This is a genomic window from Bradyrhizobium sp. AUGA SZCCT0222, assembly GCF_018130205.1.
Lineage (GTDB): Bacteria > Pseudomonadota > Alphaproteobacteria > Rhizobiales > Xanthobacteraceae > Bradyrhizobium.
In genome coordinates this window covers 104,654-122,853 of sequence record NZ_JAFCLX010000007.1, presented here as the reverse complement: position 1 = coordinate 122,853, position 18,200 = coordinate 104,654, and the positions used below count along the sequence as shown (strand labels likewise).

15 protein-coding genes and 1 pseudogene are annotated in these 18,200 nt (G+C 62.4%); 5 read left to right on the top strand and 11 right to left on the bottom strand.

The genetic code is table 11. The features are described from left to right. Positions 1-42: 42 nt before the first annotated feature. The 4 genes from JQ629_RS08500 to JQ629_RS08485 form a co-directional block, all read right to left on the bottom strand. Positions 43-1,644: an alkaline phosphatase family protein gene (locus tag JQ629_RS08500; protein ID WP_212412274.1), complete on the bottom strand. Its 1,602-nt coding sequence runs from the start codon at positions 1,642-1,644 to the stop codon at positions 43-45. A gap of 127 nt (positions 1,645-1,771) precedes the next feature. Then, entirely contained in the window at positions 1,772-3,187 is a 1,416-nt protein-coding gene (locus JQ629_RS08495; RefSeq protein ID WP_212412273.1) for a UDP-N-acetylmuramate--L-alanine ligase, read from the bottom strand. Positions 3,188-3,437: 250 nt separating this feature from the next. Further along, positions 3,438-3,581, bottom strand: a complete 144-nt coding sequence (locus tag JQ629_RS08490; protein WP_212262579.1) for a hypothetical protein — start codon at positions 3,579-3,581, stop codon at positions 3,438-3,440. A gap of 129 nt (positions 3,582-3,710) precedes the next feature. Continuing rightward, complete coding sequence (locus tag JQ629_RS08485; protein ID WP_212412272.1) at positions 3,711-4,136, bottom strand: hypothetical protein; 426 nt, start codon at positions 4,134-4,136, stop codon at positions 3,711-3,713. Between the two features lie 525 nt (positions 4,137-4,661). Here JQ629_RS08485 and JQ629_RS08480 point away from each other — a divergent pair. After that, complete coding sequence (locus tag JQ629_RS08480; RefSeq protein ID WP_212412271.1) at positions 4,662-5,768, top strand: acyltransferase family protein; 1,107 nt, start codon at positions 4,662-4,664, stop codon at positions 5,766-5,768. A gap of 132 nt (positions 5,769-5,900) precedes the next feature. On the opposite strand, the gene JQ629_RS08475 is transcribed toward JQ629_RS08480, so the two are convergent. The 5 genes from JQ629_RS08475 to JQ629_RS08455 all read right to left on the bottom strand — a co-directional run bounded on the left by JQ629_RS08475 (position 5,901) and on the right by JQ629_RS08455 (position 11,072). Next, positions 5,901-6,686: a 2-keto-4-pentenoate hydratase gene (locus JQ629_RS08475; RefSeq protein ID WP_212412270.1), complete on the bottom strand. Its 786-nt coding sequence runs from the start codon at positions 6,684-6,686 to the stop codon at positions 5,901-5,903. Between the two features lie 105 nt (positions 6,687-6,791). Beyond that, positions 6,792-7,316 (bottom strand): hypothetical protein, encoded by a 525-nt coding sequence (locus JQ629_RS08470; protein ID WP_212412269.1) that lies wholly within the window; start codon positions 7,314-7,316, stop codon positions 6,792-6,794. Between the two features lie 122 nt (positions 7,317-7,438). After that, the gene (locus JQ629_RS08465; RefSeq protein WP_212412268.1) at positions 7,439-9,703 is read right to left on the bottom strand and encodes a xanthine dehydrogenase family protein molybdopterin-binding subunit; all 2,265 of its coding nucleotides are present in this window, start codon (positions 9,701-9,703) and stop codon (positions 7,439-7,441) included. 17 nt (positions 9,704-9,720) lie between these two features. Continuing rightward, a complete protein-coding gene (locus JQ629_RS08460; protein WP_211997762.1) occupies positions 9,721-10,197 on the bottom strand; it encodes a (2Fe-2S)-binding protein in 477 nt (158 codons plus the stop codon). Positions 10,198-10,202: 5 nt separating this feature from the next. Further along, a complete protein-coding gene (locus JQ629_RS08455; RefSeq protein WP_212412267.1) occupies positions 10,203-11,072 on the bottom strand; it encodes an FAD binding domain-containing protein in 870 nt (289 codons plus the stop codon). 284 nt (positions 11,073-11,356) lie between these two features. On the opposite strand from JQ629_RS08455, the gene JQ629_RS08450 reads away from it, so the two are divergent. The 4 genes and pseudogenes from JQ629_RS08450 (at position 11,357) to JQ629_RS08435 (ending at position 15,836) form a co-directional block, all read left to right on the top strand. Next, positions 11,357-12,766: a lytic murein transglycosylase gene (locus JQ629_RS08450; RefSeq protein WP_212412266.1), complete on the top strand. Its 1,410-nt coding sequence runs from the start codon at positions 11,357-11,359 to the stop codon at positions 12,764-12,766. Positions 12,767-13,050: 284 nt separating this feature from the next. Then, positions 13,051-13,553 (top strand): annotated as a pseudogene (locus JQ629_RS08445) (DUF1993 domain-containing protein). A 235-nt stretch (positions 13,554-13,788) separates the two neighbouring features. Then, the gene (locus JQ629_RS08440; protein WP_212412265.1) at positions 13,789-14,649 is read left to right on the top strand and encodes an SDR family NAD(P)-dependent oxidoreductase; all 861 of its coding nucleotides are present in this window, start codon (positions 13,789-13,791) and stop codon (positions 14,647-14,649) included. An 86-nt stretch (positions 14,650-14,735) separates the two neighbouring features. Beyond that, positions 14,736-15,836 carry an alkene reductase gene (locus JQ629_RS08435; protein ID WP_212412264.1) on the top strand — a complete coding sequence of 367 codons (1,101 nt, stop codon included), beginning with the start codon at positions 14,736-14,738 and terminating at the stop codon, positions 15,834-15,836. Between the two features lie 161 nt (positions 15,837-15,997). Here the strand turns inward: JQ629_RS08435 and JQ629_RS08430 are convergent, their stop codons facing one another. After that, a complete protein-coding gene (locus tag JQ629_RS08430; protein WP_212412263.1) occupies positions 15,998-17,794 on the bottom strand; it encodes an ABC transporter substrate-binding protein in 1,797 nt (598 codons plus the stop codon). Positions 17,795-17,868: 74 nt separating this feature from the next. Then, positions 17,869-18,195: a DUF2160 domain-containing protein gene (locus JQ629_RS08425; RefSeq protein ID WP_192738503.1), complete on the bottom strand. Its 327-nt coding sequence runs from the start codon at positions 18,193-18,195 to the stop codon at positions 17,869-17,871. Positions 18,196-18,200 lie beyond the last annotated feature (5 nt).

Genomic DNA, 18,200 nt, shown 5'->3' with positions numbered 1-18,200 from the left:
GGGCGCCAGTGCGACCCGCCCGGAATGCGCGCCGGTGCCCGCTCAGCGCATGCGCCAGCTCTTGTCGATGTAGCGCTGGCGGTCGAGTTCAGTGAGCTGCAACGCGGCGCGATAGCTGTCGTCATCGGTTTTGACGAAATAGGTTTTGACCTGGATCGGCACCTGCTCCTCGTCGGGGCCGCCAGTGAAGGCCTCGCGCAGCGGCCGTCCATCAAAGCGGCTGAGGTCGACCTCGCTGTCGAGATTCATCAGTGCCAGCAAGGTCGGCGCAAGGTCGACATTGCTCGAGGGCGTGCGCACGGTCACGCCACGCTTGAAATCGGCGCCCCAGGCCAGGAACGTGTTGCGGACGGTCCATGGGCTCATGCTGCCGTGGTTGCCGGCGGTGCCGGTGAGCGGCCCCGTGGTGGCCGCCTCGGTGTAGTCGGATCCGCTCACGCCCGAGGGGCTCTTGGCCGAACTCCAGGGAAAGGTGAACACGATGTCGGGACCGCGTTCGCTGTTGGCGAGATGAACCAGTTCGAGCGCGAAGGTGCCGGGCATCTGCCCCTCCACCGGCACGCCCGAGCCGCCGGGTTTACCCGCGGTGAAAAGCACGCCGACCCATTGCTGCCGCTGCAGGAAGGAAACAATGGCGCCGATCCGCTCCGGATTTCGATCGCGGACATGCAGCGACATGGTCTGTCCGCTGCTGGCCAGGACGACGTCATCGCTGTCAGGACCGAGCTTGAGCCCGGCCTTGATCAGTTCATCAGCGACATTGACGCCGAAGATGCCGTGACCAAAGCCATGGTCGGAAACGACGATGATATTGGTCTTGTCGATCAGCCCGAGTTCGCGCAACCGGTCGAGCACGAGGCCGACCTCGCGGTCGTCGTGACGGATGGCGGCGCGGGCCTCCGTGGAGCCTGCGCCGGCCGCGTGCTGGACGTGGTCCGGCTCGGTGAGCCAGTTGACGATCACGTCGGGCTTGAGCTCGGGCAGCACGTAGTCGCGCAGCACCTGCCCGGTCCAGCTGACCTGATCGAGATACGGATCCTTGGCACCGCCCTTTTTCGGCGCGGCCGGAAAGCGGCGCAGGATTGCCTCGTTCGCATTGTCGGGGAATGCCACCCGCACGCCCGGCTCCCAATCGGCATTCACGAGCACGCCGACGCCCTTTGGCGCGCGCGGGTTGACCAAAAGCGCGCTCCCGGTCGAGCCCGAACTGACGACGGCAAGGGTCTTGCCGCGCTCGGCGAGAATTTCACCCAAGGTCTTGGTCAGCACCATGCGCTCACCGGTGACGGCATCGAGGTGGAGCAGGTTCTTGTGATTATCATTGTTGAATGCCCGGTTCGGATCGACCTGCCGGACATAGAGTCTATTGCCGAAAATGCCGTTGCGGTCGGGATAGACGCCGGTCCCGATCGCCGCCGCGTTGGCACGGGTCACGGTCGGAAATACCGCGTGACCGTTTGGAAAATTCACGCCCTCCTCGCGCAGCCGCCAAAGATTGGGTGTTTCCTGCTCGGTAATGGAATCGGGCCGCAAGCCGTCGAGCACAAGCACGAGATTCAGGGTCGCTTTGCCGGCCGCTGCCGGGCTGGCCGCGGTTGCCGCAATGGCGGCGGCAATTGCAACCACGAAGGAAGGCTTCATCATCGATTGTCCCCGCTGAGCGCATTTTTCAGGATTTGGTGCTGCGCGTGGATTAGACAAAAGCTGTTGCAATTCGATGACTTGCAGGCCGAATGGCAAGAACCGTTTGGCACCATCAAACCGTGGCGCCTTAGCTCGGATATTTCGCCTCAACGAGCTGCGGAATGGTTCGTATCAGCCCGCCAAGCTCGCCTGACGTCAGCAACAGGACAACATCATCCGGCCGCAACATGTCGTCCAATCTCGCCAATGCCTCGTCCGGGTCGCTTATCGCCTCGGCATCGTAGTTCGCCGCCCTGACGCGGGCGACGATTTCATCCTGGGTCAATTGGGCATGGGTGCCGGCGCCCTGCGAAGCCGGCTGATAGATGAAAATCCTGGACGCTCCGGCAAATGCGTCGTCATAGGCTGATATCGCCGCCCGGTTTCGCCAGGTGAACGTATGCGGCTCGAACACGATGATCAGCCGACGATCGGGGAAATGGAGTTTTGTGGCGAGAATAGCGCTTCTGGCCTTTTCGTAGGACGATCCAAAACCTTCGTAGACCGGCACCTTCGATGCGGGCGAGAGCAATTCCATGCGGCGCTTGACGCCCAGGAACGTGCTTATGCCGGCCTTCAGCTCCTCGGGCGACAGCAGCTTCTTCTCCAGCAGCGTCGCGCTGACGCCGACGATATTTTCGATGTTGTGATCGCCGAGCATCCGGGTCGAGAGCCGAATGATCCTTTCGCTGCCGCGCATCAGGTCGAAACCGGTTTCCGCGCCACGCTCGATGTTGGCGGCATGCCAATGCGCCTTGTCGTCCAAGGCATAAAAAACCGTGGGACAGGCGAGGCTTCCGGCCAGGGCGCGCGCGTGAGGCTCGCTGCTGCAGACCACCAGAAGTCCGTCTGAAGGCAGCGAGCCAAGCAGGCTTTGATACGGGGCCAGATAATCCGCGTGCGTCGGAAAGACGTTGATGTGGTCGTGGGTCGCCGAGGTGAGCAGGACGTTTTTAGCGTTGTAGCGAAGGAATTTCGATCTGTTGTCCCAGTTCGAGGCCGGGTATTCGTCGCCTTCGAGAACGAACGTCGGGCCCTGCCCGCGGTGCGCGTGGCGCTCGAACCCATTGGTGATCTCACCGATAAAATAGCTCGGGTCCCTGTTCGAGACCTTCAGGCACCACGCCAGCAGCGCAGAGCAGGTTGATTTGCCGTAGCTTCCTGCGGCTACGATCGTCTCGGAATTGACGGTCATGTCGTGCAGCAAATCCGCAAACGATCGCACCAGCTTTCCGCTGTCCATCGCCGCGCGAACTTCTTCATTGCTGTCAGGCTGGAGCTTTGCGTTCTTGCCGATCACGATGACATCGGCATCGTCAGGAATGTTCTCTTTCCGGTATCCCGCGGCAAACGGGATCTTCTCGTTCCTGAGATAGTCGCTGACCGGCGGGTAAAAGCCTTCGTCGGAGCCGCTGATCTGTACGCCCATCTGCCGGAGCAGCAGCGCGGTTGCGCTCATGCCCTTTCCGGCAATGCCAATGAAATGCGCTTTCGAAAAATTCATCTGTCCCCCTGATTCGGCGATATTAGAGCGTTTTCCAGCGAAGTGGATACCGGTTCGCTCCAAGAAAAAGCGTCAAATCAAGAATCTGGAGCCCTGTTCCGATTCAATGGGAAGGGGGCTCCGCTTGCCGAGGGTGATGAAACCGGCGCAGCGCTGACCGTGACGCGTATTCGCGCGGCCTGGCAGCTCAATCTTCCCGGGGCTGCCACGCAAAAAAAGGGCCCCCGCATATCACGAGGGCCCCGTCCGCCTATTCCTCTGTTGTCTGCAATTCCTCTGTCTCGACCTTATCCGACGAAGACCTGATCCGCTCCAGCAGTTGCAGGAATTCAGCGGTTTCGTCCGCGATCGACTTCGGCTGGGGCTTGGGTGGGAACGGGATCACTTCAGACATGGGCAAAACCTCCCTGGGTGCAATTCCCTGCGGCATGTCCTTCTCATGCGCAATTGGCGCGTTTCTGCGGCGCGCAATTCCGCGCGCGCCCGGAAGCCGCCTTAAATAATTCCAATTCTGCTCGGGCGATCAGCCCCTGGATAATCCACGCACAACGCGATTGCGGACCGGGTGCCTGGCATCGAAGCCATCAGGCAATTTTCCTGCTCGGCTTCGATCGGGTTCAGGCGACTGTTCTTCGCGCGGGATCAGCGTGGCCTCGAACGGCAGGCCTGGCGCCTGCTTGGCGGTTCCCGAGCACGACGCCAGCCTGCCCTTGAATCTTCCCGCAAGTTCTACGTCAACCACGTCGAGGCCGAACAGCGTGGGCGGACCAGCGGCATGCCGCGTGGTCGTCAACGCCGCGGTGAAATGGTCGTTATCGACCTGGTAGGAGCCGCTATAGGTGAAGAAGCTGTCGCCGCCCGATATAATGCCATTTGCAAGGTGCACGATGCCGGTGCCTTCGCCGCGCGACGTCTTGAACCAAACCGCATATTGGCCGTCTCTGCGCATGAAGAAACTCTCGCATGAGGAGAACTAACAATCGGCACCAACTAAGGGTTGGCGCGTCGAACCGCTACAAAGGCGTCGAGCGGTAGTTAATGATCCAGAAAACGCGAAGAGAAAATTGTAATCGCCCCAACACGTGAGCTGATTTGCAAACTGAATGCGCATGCCGATGCGCGCGCGAACGGCGGTCGCGGTCCGACGCATGGCTTTTCGCGCGCTTCAAATGTTCACGTGAGTTTCAGTTAACAGAAGCTTTCGCAAGTGCCGCGGCATCCTTTCCTGGACAAGACAACCGTCACGCGTGACGACATCACCGCAGGATTTACCGCCTGCCATAGCGCTGTAGCGCGCAGTACATAACGGACCCAACCTGAGAGGTTAACAAGTTTAGGTTGTGAAATTAAGGAGTGCGTAAACTTTCCTCAGTATTTTCCCCTATATCGAACTGTCAGGGTCCCGGAAAGAACCCATGGCTGCGGCGGTTCAATAACAACAACCGTCGCGGCTGCGCCGCGCAAGGGGGCTCTGTTGGCACTGCCGTTTCCATACAATCCAGCATTGGATGGATTGCGGGCGGTCGCAGTGCTCCTGGTCATCGCAGACCATTGCGACGTTACTGTACTCGACCAGGGTTATTTTGGCGTCGATCTGTTTTTCGTTCTGAGCGGCTTTCTGATTACGCGGCTTCTCGTGGACGAAATCGACGCGACGGGACGGATCGACCTGCGGAGATTCTATCTGCGCCGGTTGCTCCGTCTCACCCCGCCCCTGCTTCTGTTGCTGGCGGCGTATCTGCTGATTGCCCCCCTGCTCTGGCCGCAGCTCGACCTCATGTCGCATGTGCGCGACGCCGCGCTGGTGGCATTTTATCTGTCCGACTATTCGCAGGCCTTCTGGCATAATCCGAAAGTGCTGATTCACACATGGTCGCTCTCGGTCGAGGAGCACTTTTATCTGATCTGGCCGTTCGCAGTTCTGCTGCTGGCGCGCATCGGGCCTCGCGGGCGTGTGGTCGTTCTCTTCGGCCTCTACGTGCTCGCCAGCGCATGGCGCATCTACATATATAAAACCCTGGGATGGGACGCGACGTATTATCGCTTTGATACGCGGATCGACGGCCTGGTTTGTGGCGCGCTGCTGGCGACAGCCCTCCGGCACAAGGACCTGATCTCGGAAAGAGCAGCCAATATCGCGGGCGTCGTCGCGTGGGCAGCACTCACCGTCTGCCTCTCGATCGGCTTTTGGCGCGCGCCCTGGTCGTTGGTGATCATGACCAATGTTGCCCATATCGCCGCGTTTGGTTTGCTGATCTCGGCCTCGAAAAAAGAATCGAGGGTCAGTCTGGTGTTGTCCGCACCGCCGCTGGTTGGCATCGGCGTCATCTCTTACGGCATGTATCTGTGGCACTATCCGGCAGCCATCTACTTCAGAGAATTGTTTCCCTGGTACCTGACTGGCCCGATCGTCCTCGGTTTTTCGATCGCCATGGCTACGGTCAGCTACCTGGCTGTTGAACGGCCACTGCAACGCTATCGCCGCAGTCTCGGAGGACATCAGCGCAACGCCGCGACCAAGCCCGCATCAGTGGGCGGCGCGCAAGTGCCACAGACCGCAATTGGCGCCACGACGACGTAGCGAGCAGGTCGTCGCGCGCGACGACATTACCGCTGCCGGGACCGACCGTCGCAAGTAGCCCGCATGAGCGCAGCGACATGCGGGGGTTAGAGAAGACCCGGATGTCGCTTTCGCTCATCCGGGCTACGCTGGCTACCGCACCTGCACGTCGACGACGCCGAACCCATCGAGGACAAAACGATAGCTGGCATCGCTATCCGGAAACACGGTCTTCATGACGCTGCCGGTCATCACCACCTGGCCGGCTTTCAGTCCCGCCCCCCGCGAATTGAGCTGCGTGGCAAGCCAGGCGACGGAGTTGAAGGGATGACCGAGGATGTCGCGGCCATGGCCCTCGCCGATGTCAACGTCATCCCTTGTGGCACGTCCCATCACCGGCTCCAGGTCGGGCCATTTCGCCGCGAATTCCGACAGGACGATGCCGCCGTTCCAGGAATTATCCGATACCAGCGAAAGCACATCGAGATTGCCGTAATCGGCGTTGCGGTCATCCACCAGTTCGATGGCCGCGCTGACGCCGCCGACATGCGGCGCGATCATTTCGGCGGTCACCGGCGCAGCCGTGAGCGGCACGTCGGATTTGATGCGAACCGCGATCTCGAATTCGAGGCCGAGCCGCCCGAAATCCGCGCGGCGCACGGTGGCGCCGGATTGATGCACGCGGCTTGCGAGCACCACACCGGCGATCGGATGGTCGATCCCGCAGAACTTCTGCATCGTTGCGGACGTTAGCCCGACCTTATAACCGACGGCCTCGCCGTGTTCACCGCGGAGCAGCGCGACATACCGATCCTGGATGTCATAGGCGTCCGAGATCGTGGCGGGCTTGTCCGGCGAAGCAAGCGAGGTGAACTGCAAATTGGCCTTGTGTGCCGCAAGTAGCGATTGCGCCGCGCGCCGGGCCGCAACGTCTTCCATGGCTGGTCTCCCTTTTTTGTTTTTTGCGTAGCCCGCATGAGCGGAGCGATATGCGGGAAACAGAGAAGACCCGGATGTCGCTTCCGCTCATCCGGGCTACGCATGTTAGCGTTTGCCTGACGTCGACGGTACCGCCTTGAATGCACCGTTCGCCAGTTCAAAGTAATGCGGACCTGCCGGGCCTTGTTCGTTGAGCTGCCCGTTCAGGGCTATGAGGCGGCTCTGCAACTGGAAATCGACCGGTTCGAAATTCTGGGGCACGTCTATTGCCCAACAGCAAACCGACCCTGGCAGAAAAATCACCTTTCCGGACTTCAGGTCCACCGCGGCGCCGAGCACGCAGCCGGTGCCGCAGCCCCATGTGGTGAGAACGTAGTGGCCGGCGAAATTGGCCGGCTGGCTCGCGGCTTCCCGAAGCCGCGTCCGATATTCCCGGTTCTCCGGTGGTTTCAAATCGACCTTTGCCGCGCGGCCTCGGAACGGCTCGCCCGCCGGGTAATCCCGGGATTGTGGAATTGGTGCGGTGGACTGGGCGTCCGCACCGTTCGATACCGAAAGCGCGAGCAACAGGATGACGAATGCAAGCGCGCGGCGGCGGGTTTCGAAGGTTGAGGCGGCCTGTCCAGTCATGATTGGTGTATATGGCGGGCTAAGAAGTAGGGTGGGTTAGCGAAGCGTAACCCACCATCTTTCTTTCGTCGGGACAAGTGGTGGGTATCGCTGCGCTCCACCCACCCTACGCAATCAATTATTCACTCCGCCGCCTGCCGTGTCTCCGGCGCGTCGATCACTTCCAGCACCTTCGGCGGCGACATCGGCAAGGCGTAGAAGCGTTTGCCGAGCGCGTTGTAGATCGCATTCGCCACCGCGGCCATCACGGGGACCAGCGGCACTTCGCCGACGCCCTTGACGCCTTGCGGGTGTTTCGGGTTCGGCACCTCGACCATGATGCAGTCGATCATCGGCAGGTCCGAACACACCGGCATGCGATAGTCGAGGAAGCCGGGATTATCGACCTTGCCCTCCTTCGTATAGATGTATTCCTCATTCAGCGCCCAGCCGATGCCTTGCGCGACGCCGCCCTGCAGCTGGCCCTCGACATAGCCGGGGTGGATGGCGCGGCCGACATCCTGCACGGCGGTGTAGCGGATCACGCGCGCGATGCCGAGATCGACGTCGACCTCGACGTCGCAGATGTGCGTGCCAAAGCCGCCGTCCGCGCCTTGCGTGTTGAGCTGCACGCCGGCGCCGATCGGGCCGCCCATCGCGGGCGCCTTCTCCGCGAGATCCTTCAGGGTCAGCGGCGGGAATTGGCCGGCATTCGGGCTCACCGGATGCGCCGCGCCGTCTTCCCACTTCACGGCTTCAGGATCGATTTCCCAGATCTTGGCCGCGCGCTCGCGCAGGGTGTGGATGATCTTTTCGGCCGACTGCGTCACCACGATCGAGGAGGCGAACAGCACGCGGCTGCCGCCGGTGAGGTTCGAGAAGCCGATGGTGGCCGTGTCGCCGATCAGGACCGAGACGCGGCGATAGTCGATGCCGAGCAACTCGGCGCAGATGTTGGCAATGCCGGCGCGTGAGCCACCGATATCGGGATGGCCCGTGGTGACGACGACGTTGCCGTCCTCGGTGATGTTGACCTGCGCGGAGGATTCGCCGCCGGCGTTGAACCAGAAGCCGGATGCGACGCCGCGTCCTTGAAGTTTTCCCAGCGGCGCCTTGTAGTGATCCGACGCCTTTGCCGCTTCCACCGTCTCGATGTAGCCGATGCGCGGGAAGGTCGGGCCGTGCGCGGCTTTGGTTCCTTCCTTGGCGGCATTCTTCAGGCGGAAGTCGAGCGGGTCCATCTTCAGCGCCTCGGCGACTTCGTCGAGCACGCATTCCACCGCGTAAGCGCCGATCGGCGCGCCCGGCGCGCGATAGGCCGCCACTTTCGAGCGGTTGGAGCAGACGTCATAGCCTTCCGACAGCAGGTTCGGGATGTCGTAGGGCGTAAAACTGCAGCCGGCCGCGCCGCGGATCGGCGAGCCCGGGAGGGCGCCTGCCTGCAGATAAAAGGTGCCGTGCGCGGCGACGATCTTGCCGTCCTTGGTGGCGCCGATCTTCACCGTGCTCTTCGAGCCAGACGTGGGCCCGGTCGCGCGCATCACTTCCTCGCGCGTCATCACCATCTTCACCGGGCGGCCGGACTTTTTCGCGAGCAGCGTCGCCAGCGGTTCGAGATAGACGATGGTCTTGCCACCAAAACCGCCGCCGATCTCGGCGGGGATGGCGCGGATGTCGCTCTGCGGGATGCCGGTGAGATGGGCCGTCATCGCGCGGACCATGAACTGGCCCTGGCTGGAGCTCCAGATCGTGGTCTTGCCATCGGGCGCGACGCTGATCAGACACGCATGCGGCTCGATATAGCCCTGATGCACCGGGCGCGTCGTGAAGCTGCGCTCGATGACGATGTCGGCCTTCTTGAAGCCTTCGGCGAGATCGCCCTTCTTGTGCTCGATCCGGCCGGCGATGTTGGAGGGCTTGCCCTCGAACTTGTTGAACTCGTGCAGGATCGGCGCGTCGGATTTGATCGCGTCCTCGATCTCGATCACGAAAGGCAGCACTTCGTAGTCGACCTCGATCAGCTTGCAGGCTTCGGCTGCAATCGCTTCTGATGTAGCGGCAACGGCTGCAATGGGGTGCCCGGGAAACAGCGCCTTTTCGCGCGCCATCACGTTGCGGCACATCCAGCGCATGTCCTGGATGCCGAGCATGACGGCGCCCTTCTCGATCGGGAAATCGACGATGTCGCGCGCGGTGACGACGGCCTTGACGCCGGGCAGCGCTTCCGCCTTCGCGGTGTTGATCGACTTGATGCGCGCATGCGCGTGCGGGCTGCGCAACACCTTGCCCCAGATCATGCCGGGCATGTTGGTGTCGGCGGCGAACTGCGCGCGGCCGGTCACCTTGTCCATACCGTCTGGACGAATGGTGCGCTGGCCGATCCACTTGTTGTTGGTAACGACGGTCATGGTGCTGGCTCCGGCTTTTATTGGGCGCGCATTTCGGCCGCGGTGTCCATGACAGCGCGAACGATCTTGTCATAACCGGTGCACCGGCAGAGATTGCCGGCGAGCCAGAAGCGAACCTCTTCCTCGCTCGGCTTCGGATTCCGCTTCAGCAGCGCGTCCGATGCCACCAGCATGCCCGAGGTGCAGATGCCGCACTGAAGCGCGGCCATTTCCAGAAACTTCTGCTGCAGCGGATGCAGCTTTTCGCCCTGGGCCATGCCTTCGATGGTGCGGAGCTCGTGGCCTTCGGATTCGACCGCGAGCATCAGGCAGGAACAGATGAGGTTGTCATCGACCGTGATGCTGCAGGCGCCGCAGTCGCCGGAGGCGCAGCCTTCCTTGGAGCCGGTGAGCCCGAGCGGCCCGCGCAGCGCATCGAGCATGGTGTCGTTGGGCTCGCAGAGAAACTCTGACGGTTCGCCGTTGATGGTGGTTGAGACGTGGACCTTGGCCATGAAGCTTAATTCCCTTTGGCGCGTTGGGCGGCAATCGCGGTGGTGCGCTTGAGCAGCACACCGGCCACTTTGGTGCGGTAAGCGATCGTGCCGCGCTTGTCGTCGATCGGACGGCAGGCGGCGGAACAGGCGGCGGCGGCCGCATTAAGCGCGGCTTCGTCGAGCTTGCTGCCGATCAGAGCTTTGGCGGCCGCTTCAACCAGCAGCACGGTCGGCGCGACAGCGCCGAGGCCGACGCGGACGGCGGTGCAGACGCCGTCCTTCAGCGTCAGGCTGACGCCAAGGCCGACCACGGCGATGTCCATTTCAGTGCGCGGGATCATGCGCAGATACGCGTCGCTCGAGCCTTTCGGCCGCGGCGGCAGCGTGAAGCTGACGAGGATTTCGCCGGGTTTGAAATTGGTGCGGCCGGGACCCGCCGGCACCTGTTCCACCGGCAACTCACGGCGGCCATCCGGCCCTTGCACCGTGACGATCGCACCGGCAGCGACCATGGCGGGCACGCTGTCGCCGGCCGGCGAGCCGTTGCAGAGATTGCCGCCGGCGGACGCCCGCCCCTGGACTTGTTTGGAGCCGATCAGGTTGACGGCCTCCAGCACGCCGGGCCAGACCTTGCCGAAACTGACATGATCATGCAGCGCCATGCCGGAAACGGCGGCGCCGACGCGAAACCCGCCATCGGCGGTTTGCTCGATTTTCGTCATCTCGGCGATTTTCTTGATGTCGACGATCAGGCCCGGTTTCACGACGCCGGCGCGCATCTGCACCAGAAGATCGGTACCGCCCGCCAGGATGCGCCCTGCACTTCCGGCCGCGGCGAACGCCTTGATCGCTTCATCAAGCGAATTGGGCGCCAAATATCGGAGTTCCGTCATGGTTGTCCGTCATCTCCCATTTTCTGCCCGCCCCATTTGGACGTCGGCCTATGTGGCCGGCAGTTGCGGTAGCCTACACGGGCGATGCGGGTTGGAACAGCCTCCGGGCTGCGGTTCTGGCGGCAGGCTCCTATGCAGGAAGCGGGCTTGTTCTCACATCGTCGGAAGCACGGATATCCTTGACGCCAGCGCCCGCCACGTGGCCTCGTCTACCCGTCCATCTGTCCTTACCCTCCCCTGGAGGGTGAACACCGCCTCTCGCCGTTTGCCCCATCGGAAACTGCATGCGAAATTTTTCGACGACCCATCTCCTTCCTGGCGCAGTGCTGCTGGCGATCCTCTCCGGACCGCAGCAGGCCTTGTCCCAACCAGCCCCGGCTCCCGCGCGCCCAGCGCCCGCCAGGCCCGCGGCTGCGCCTCAGCCCAGGCCGGCGGTTGCGCCTCAGCCCAGGCCCGCTGCGGTGCCGGGCCAACAGCCGGCCGCGCGACCCGTCGCCGCGGCCCCGCGCGGCGGTGCGGCGTGCCACAACGGCATGAGTTTCGATCGCTTCCTCACTGAGCTCAAGCAGCAGGCGGTGGCGGAAGGCGTCTCGCAGCGCGCGATGGCGGAAGCCGCCCCCTACCTCGTCTACGACCAGAGCATCGTCAACCGCGACCGCGGCCAGCGCGTGTTCGGCCAGGTGTTCACCGAGTTTTCGCGGAATAGAGCATCCGAAGGTGCTGCGAAAAATGCGCAGGCGCGAATCCGGATGCATCAGGCAGCGTTCAATCGCGCCGAGAAGGAATACGGCGTGCCGCCGGCCGTGATCGCCGCGTTCTGGGGGCTGGAGAGCAGTTTTGGCGCTGAGCTCGGCAAGCTGCATACGCTGCCGTCGCTGGTGTCGCTGGCGTATGACTGCCGCCGCTCGGAAATGTTCCAGAAGGAGACGATCGCCGCGCTCAAGATCGTCGATCGCGGCGATCTCACGGCAAGCGAGATGATCGGATCGTGGGCCGGCGAACTCGGCCAGACGCAATTTTTGCCGACGCATTATTTCAACTACGCGGTCGATTACGACGGCGACGGGCATCGCAATCTCCTGAGCAGCGCGCCCGACGTGATCGGCTCGACCGCAAACTACATCGCCAATGGATTGAAATGGCGGCGCGGCGAGCCGTGGCTGCAGGAAGTGCGCGCGCCGCAGAATCTCCCTTGGGACCAGGCCGACCTCACGATCAAACTGCCGCGCTCGAAATGGGCGCAGCTCGGCGTCACCTTTGCCGACGGCAAACCGTTGCCGAACGACGATCTGCCGGCGTCGATGTTGTTGCCGATGGGCCGCACCGGTCCGGCGTTCCTGGCCTACGCCAATTTCGCAGCCTACACCGAATGGAACAACTCGCTGATCTATTCGACCACCGCCGGTTATCTCGCGGCCCGTATCGCGGGTGCCGCACCGATGCGCCAGCCCAGCGCGCCGGTGGCGCAACTGCCGCTCAACGAGCTCAAGGAATTGCAGCAGCTCCTGGTGCGCGCCGGTTTCAACGTCGGCAAGGTCGACGGCATCATGGGACAGCTCAGCCGCACCGCGGTGAAGACGATGCAGATCAAATACGGCCTGCCGGCGGATTCCTGGCCGACCGCGGAGTTACTGGCGCGGATGCGCGGGCCGCGTGCGGAGCCCGCGGCGGCGGTGATGCCGCAGGCGAGGTAGTCTCCGCTCTTAATGCTCCCTCGCCCCGCTCTTCGCGGGGAGAGGGTCGGGGTGAGGGGCTCTCACACGATCACTGATGCCAGTTGTTGTACCTGTGCCCCCTCACCCGCCGCGCAAAAGCGCGGCGACCTCTCCCCGCAAGCGGGGCGAGGTAAGAAGGCCCCGCGGACAATATTTGACTACATTTCCCACGGCCTACGCGTTGCAATCTCCTCTCCCCCGCCCCACCTGCAGCACGCAGTCTCTGCATGCGATAAAATTCCACACAACGAAAAGAGCATCACATGTCCTTTTACGACGCCACGGTTCCGGCCTATCTGCAGATTCTCAACAGCCTCTCCGGCTTGCTCACCAAGGCAGAAGCGCATTGCGAGGCGAAGAAGATCCAGCCCGAGGTGCTGTTAGGTTCGCGCCTCTATCCGGACATGCTGCCGCTCTCCAAGCAGATCCAGCTTGCCACCGATTTTGCGGTCAGGGTTGTGCCCGCGTCACCCATAGCGAAGTGCCGTCGACACCCGACACCGAAAAGACTTTTGAGGAATTGCGCCAGCGGCTCGCCAGGACCGTTGACTACGTCAAGTCGTTCAAGCCCCAGCAGTTCGAGGGCGCGGACACCAGGGACGTCACCTTTCCGATGGGTCCGGACAAGACCATGACGCTGAAGGGCCAGCAGTTCATTTCGAACTTCTCGCTTCCGCAATTCTACTTCCATGCCGCCATCGCCCACGGCATCCTGCGCCACAATGGCGTCGAGGTCGGCAAGCGCGATTACATGGGCGCGAATTGACCGATAGGTCATCCCGGGGCAGTCCGCAGGACTGAACCCGGGATCTCGAGATTCCCTGGTGCGCAATTGCGCACCTGAGGTCTGGTCCTTCGGACCATCCCGGAATGACGATCCCCGTCATTGCGAGGAGCACTTGCGACGAAACAATCCATTCTCTCTTTTCGCGGTGAGATGGATTGCTTCGCTTCGCTCGCAATGACGGAATACAATAAGCAATAAAAAAGGGAGACTGCCGATGTCCACCACCACGCAAGCGCCAAAGCAACTCGATCCCGCCGCTTCGCTTCACGCCGAAACGCTCGGGCTCGCGAAAGGTCGCGGCCGGCTGGAAGGGCGCCGCATCATCGTGGTCGGGGCCGGCCAGCGCAACATCGTCGACGAGGAGCCGCCGATCGGCAATGGCCGCGCGATGTCGGTATTGTTCGCGCGCGAGGGCGCGCATGTCGCCTGCATCGACATCAACAAGGAAGCCGCCGACGACACGGTCAAGCAGATCACAAGCGAAGGCGGCAGGGCGTTTACGGATGTGGTTGACGTCTCCGACATAGCTGCAATTGCGCCGGCGCTCGCGCGCTGCACCAAACAACTCGGCGGCCTCGATGGTCTCGCGCTGAATGTCGGAATTTCCTGCGGGCTGTCGCTGCCGAAGATGACGGCGGAAGCCTGGGACAAGGATTATGCCGTCAACGTGCGCAGCCACATGCTGTTCGCACAAGCCGCGCTCGAAGTGATGTCGCCGGGCGGCGCGATCACGCTGACCTCGTCGATGGCGAGCCAGCGCGCCAATGGCCGCAACCCGGCCTATGAATCCTCCAAGGCCGCCCAGATCGCGCTCGGCCGCGCCATCGCGCGGGCCGGTGAAGAAAAGGGCATTCGCTGCAATGTGATCGCGCCCGGCTTCATCGATTCCCCGATGGGCCGCGATGCCAGCCGCAGGCGGGCCGACCGCGCGCTGACGGTGCCGTTCGGCCGCCAGGGCACCGGCTGGGAGGTGGCCTATGCTGCGCTGTTCCTGATTTCGAATGAATCATCCTACGTCAACGCCCACACCCTGTTCCTCGACGCCGGTCATATGGCCGGGATTGTGCGCACCTAGCCTGCACCGGCCGAATGGCTGGGGCATTGCGCAATCCGCCGTAATGCCCCAACTGTTCCCTATCATTCATCATCGGAAATCCCTTCATGAGCCAGACCAAACTATTCGAGCCCTACAAGCTCGGCGGAATCACGCTGCCGAACCGCCTTGTCATGGCGCCGCTGACCCGCAACCGCGCGGTGCCTGGCAGCTTCGTGCCGAGCCCACTCGCCATCGACTATTACGGCCAGCGCGCTTCCGCGGGATTGTTGATCACCGAGGCCAGCCAGATCTCACAGCAGGGCCAGGGCTATCAGGACACGCCCGGCATCTACTCCAGGGAGCAGGTCGCGGGCTGGCGCAAGGTCACCGACCGCGTCCACGAGCAGGGCGGGCGCATCTTCATCCAGATCTGGCATGTCGGCCGCATCTCGCACGATTCCTTGCAGCCCGGCGGTGGCAAGCCGGTGGCTCCGTCCGCGATCCGCGCCAAGGGCAAGACTTTTGTCAACGGCACCTTCACCGACATCTCCGAGCCGCGCGAGCTCGACCTGTCGGAAATTCCGGGGATCATCGAAGACTTCAAGCGCGGCACCGAGAATGCGCTCGCCGCCGGTTTTGACGGCATCGAAATCCACGGCGCCAACGGCTATCTGCTCGACCAGTTCGCCAAGGACGGTACCAACAAGCGTACCGATGCTTATGGTGGTGCAATCGAGAACCGCGCCAAATTGATGCTGGAAGTATCGAAGGCGGTAGCCGCGGTCGCCGGCGCCGAGCGCACCGGCATCCGCATTTCGCCGGTGACGCCGGCCAACGATGTGTCAGATTCAAATCCGCAGCCGCTGTTCGATCACATCGTGGATGGGCTCAACGCGCTGAAGCTGACTTACATCCACGTCGTCGAGGGCGCGACCGGCGGCCCGCGCGACAATGCGCCGTTCGACTATGGTTCGTTGCGCAAGCGATTCAAGCAGGCCTATGTCGCCAACAACGGCTACGACTTCGATCTGGCGACCAAGGTGCTGGCGGAGGACGCGGCCGATTTGATCGCGTTCGGCAAGCCGTTCATCTCCAACCCCGACCTGGTCGAACGCCTGAAGAAGGGCGCACCGCTGAACGCGTTCGACAAGGCAACGTTCTATGGCGGCGGCGCGAAGGGATATACGGACTATCCGACACTCGGGGCGAGGCAGGCGGCGGAGTAGCGCGCAACTCTCTCCACCGTCATTGCGAGCGAAGCGAAGCAATCCATAGCGCTTCCCTAACACTGGATTGCTTCGTCGCTTCGCTCCTCGCAATGACGGAAAGAAAAAAGGCCGGGATCGCTCCCGGCCTTTAGTTTTTGCATCACTCGTAATCGCGAGGCTTACTTCGCTTCTGCCCGCTTCGGCGGTGTTGCCGGCCACGACTTCACCAGTGTGTCGTAGTCGACGGTTTCGCCCTTCGGCTTCTCGTTCGCCAGCTTGCGCTGCGGAGCGACGTTGCCGTCCTTCTCCGACTTGGCGAACCAGAATTCGGCGGTCTCCTTCTTGTTCAGCTTCGGCCCGCAGGCGCCCTGCACGTTGGATTTCTCCAGACGCTCGAGCACGGAGTCCTGGGCTGCCGCCAGGGCGTCCATCGCGGCTTGCGGCGTCTTCGCACCGGACGACGCATCGCCGATGTTCTGCCACCACAATTGCGCGAGCTTCGGATAGTCAGGCACGTTGTTGCCGGTCGGGGTCCACTGCACGCGCGCGGGCGAGCGGTAGAACTCGATCAGGCCGCCGAGCTTCGGCGCACGCTCGGTGAACGACTTGTCCCAGATGTCGGATTCACGAATGAACGTGAGACCGACATGGCTCTTCTTCAAGCTCACCGTCTTGGAGGTGATGAACTGCAGATAGAGCCAGGCCGCCTTGCGGCGGTCCGCCGGGGTCGACTTCAGGAGCGTCGCCGAGCCGGCGTCCTGGTAGCCGAGCTTCATGCCTTCCTTCCAGTACGAGCCGTGCGGCGACGGCGCCATACGCCACTTCGGCGAACCGTCGGCGTTCACGACGGCAATACCGGGCTTCACCATGTCGGCGGTGAAGGCGGTGTACCAGAAGATCTGCTGGGCGATGTTGCCTTGCGCCGGTACCGGTCCAGCCTCGCCGAAGGTCATGCCTTGCGCCTGCGGCGGGGCATACTTCTTCATCCAGTCGAGATATTTGGCGATCGAATAGACCGCCGCCGGACCATTGGTGTCACCGCCGCGCTCGACGGATGAACCCACCGGACGGCAGCCTTCCATACGGATGCCCCATTCGTCGACCGGCTTGCCGTTCGGGATGCCCTTGTCACCGTTGCCGGCCATCGACAGCCAGGCATCGGTGAACCGCCAGCCGAGCGAGGGATCCTTCTTGCCGTAGTCCATGTGACCATAGACCTTGGCGCCGTTGATCTCCTTGATATCGTTGGTGAAGAACTCGGCGATGTCTTCATAGGCAGACCAGTTCACGGGCACGCCGAGATCGTAGCCATATTTGGCCTTGAACTTGGCCTTGTAGTCCGGATTGGAGAACCAGTCGTAGCGGAACCAATAGAGGTTCGCGAACTGCTGGACGGGCAGCTGATAGAGCTTGCCGTCGGGGCCCGTCGTGAAGGATTTGCCGATGAAGTCGTTGACGTCGAGCCCGGGGTTGGTGACGTCCTTGCCTTCGCCGGTCATGTAATCCGACAGCACGACCGTCTGGTTGTAGCGGAAGTGGGTGCCGATCAGGTCCGAGTCGTTGATCCAGCCGTCATAGACGTTCTTGCCGGACTGCATCTGGGTCTGCAGCTTTTCGACCACGTCACCTTCCTGGATCAAATCGTGCTTGAGCTTGATGCCGGTGATCTCGGTGAAGGCTTTCGCCAGGGTCTTGGATTCATATTCATGCGTCGTGATGGTTTCCGACACCACGTTGATTTCCATCCCCTTGAAGGGCTGGGCGGCCTTTTCGAACCACTGCAGTTCCTTCAACTGGTCGGCCTTCGACAGCGTCGAGGGCTGGAATTCGCTGTCGATCCAGCGCTGATTGACCGCATCGTCCGCACGAGCAGGTGCGGCGATCGTCACGGAAGCTGCGATCAGCGCAGCCGCGCTGGTCATCGTCAGAAAGCTCTCCTTGGTCAATGGGCCGTTCCTTCCTCTAAAACGTCGCATGTTGAGTCCTCCGGTTGCAGCGACAAACAATTTTCAGGCCCGGGTTGATCCCGGATCTGTCTTTTTTCGCTTCATCAGACGGTGCGGAAAACCACCACGGCCGAAACAAGCGAAATCACGGTAGCGAGCCACAGGCTCGATATTTCAACGCCCTCTCCGATCGGCAGCGTCGCGATCGCATCGATGCCGACAAAGGCGATCCACAACAGGTGGATGACCGCGGCGAGCACCAGCGAGATGAACAGCCGGTCGCCGCGCGTGGTCGGAATGCGCAGCACGCCGACGCGCTCGGCCTCGGGATACGCCGCCGCAAGCCACGTCATGACACCCAGCGTCAGCGACAGCATCACGAAGAAGATCGCGGTCGGAAGCGTCCAGGCCATCCATGCGATGTGTTCCATGAATG

Bases quoted from the DNA above. Each gene is read 5' to 3' on its own strand.
- JQ629_RS08500 (WP_212412274.1), bottom strand. From the start codon at position 1,644: ATGATGAAGCCTTCCTTCGTGGTTGCAATTGCCGCCGCCATTGCGGCA.
- JQ629_RS08495 (WP_212412273.1), bottom strand. From the start codon at position 3,187: ATGAATTTTTCGAAAGCGCATTTCATTGGCATTGCCGGAAAGGGCATG.
- JQ629_RS08490 (WP_212262579.1), bottom strand. From the start codon at position 3,581: ATGTCTGAAGTGATCCCGTTCCCACCCAAGCCCCAGCCGAAGTCGATC.
- JQ629_RS08485 (WP_212412272.1), bottom strand. From the start codon at position 4,136: ATGCGCAGAGACGGCCAATATGCGGTTTGGTTCAAGACGTCGCGCGGC.
- JQ629_RS08475 (WP_212412270.1), bottom strand. From the start codon at position 6,686: ATGGAAGACGTTGCGGCCCGGCGCGCGGCGCAATCGCTACTTGCGGCA.
- JQ629_RS08470 (WP_212412269.1), bottom strand. From the start codon at position 7,316: ATGACTGGACAGGCCGCCTCAACCTTCGAAACCCGCCGCCGCGCGCTT.
- JQ629_RS08465 (WP_212412268.1), bottom strand. From the start codon at position 9,703: ATGACCGTCGTTACCAACAACAAGTGGATCGGCCAGCGCACCATTCGT.
- JQ629_RS08460 (WP_211997762.1), bottom strand. From the start codon at position 10,197: ATGGCCAAGGTCCACGTCTCAACCACCATCAACGGCGAACCGTCAGAG.
- JQ629_RS08455 (WP_212412267.1), bottom strand. From the start codon at position 11,072: ATGACGGAACTCCGATATTTGGCGCCCAATTCGCTTGATGAAGCGATC.
- JQ629_RS08450 (WP_212412266.1), top strand. From the start codon at position 11,357: ATGCGAAATTTTTCGACGACCCATCTCCTTCCTGGCGCAGTGCTGCTG.
- JQ629_RS08440 (WP_212412265.1), top strand. From the start codon at position 13,789: ATGTCCACCACCACGCAAGCGCCAAAGCAACTCGATCCCGCCGCTTCG.
- JQ629_RS08435 (WP_212412264.1), top strand. From the start codon at position 14,736: ATGAGCCAGACCAAACTATTCGAGCCCTACAAGCTCGGCGGAATCACG.
- JQ629_RS08430 (WP_212412263.1), bottom strand. From the start codon at position 17,794: ATGCGACGTTTTAGAGGAAGGAACGGCCCATTGACCAAGGAGAGCTTT.
- JQ629_RS08425 (WP_192738503.1), bottom strand. From the start codon at position 18,195: ATGGAACACATCGCATGGATGGCCTGGACGCTTCCGACCGCGATCTTC.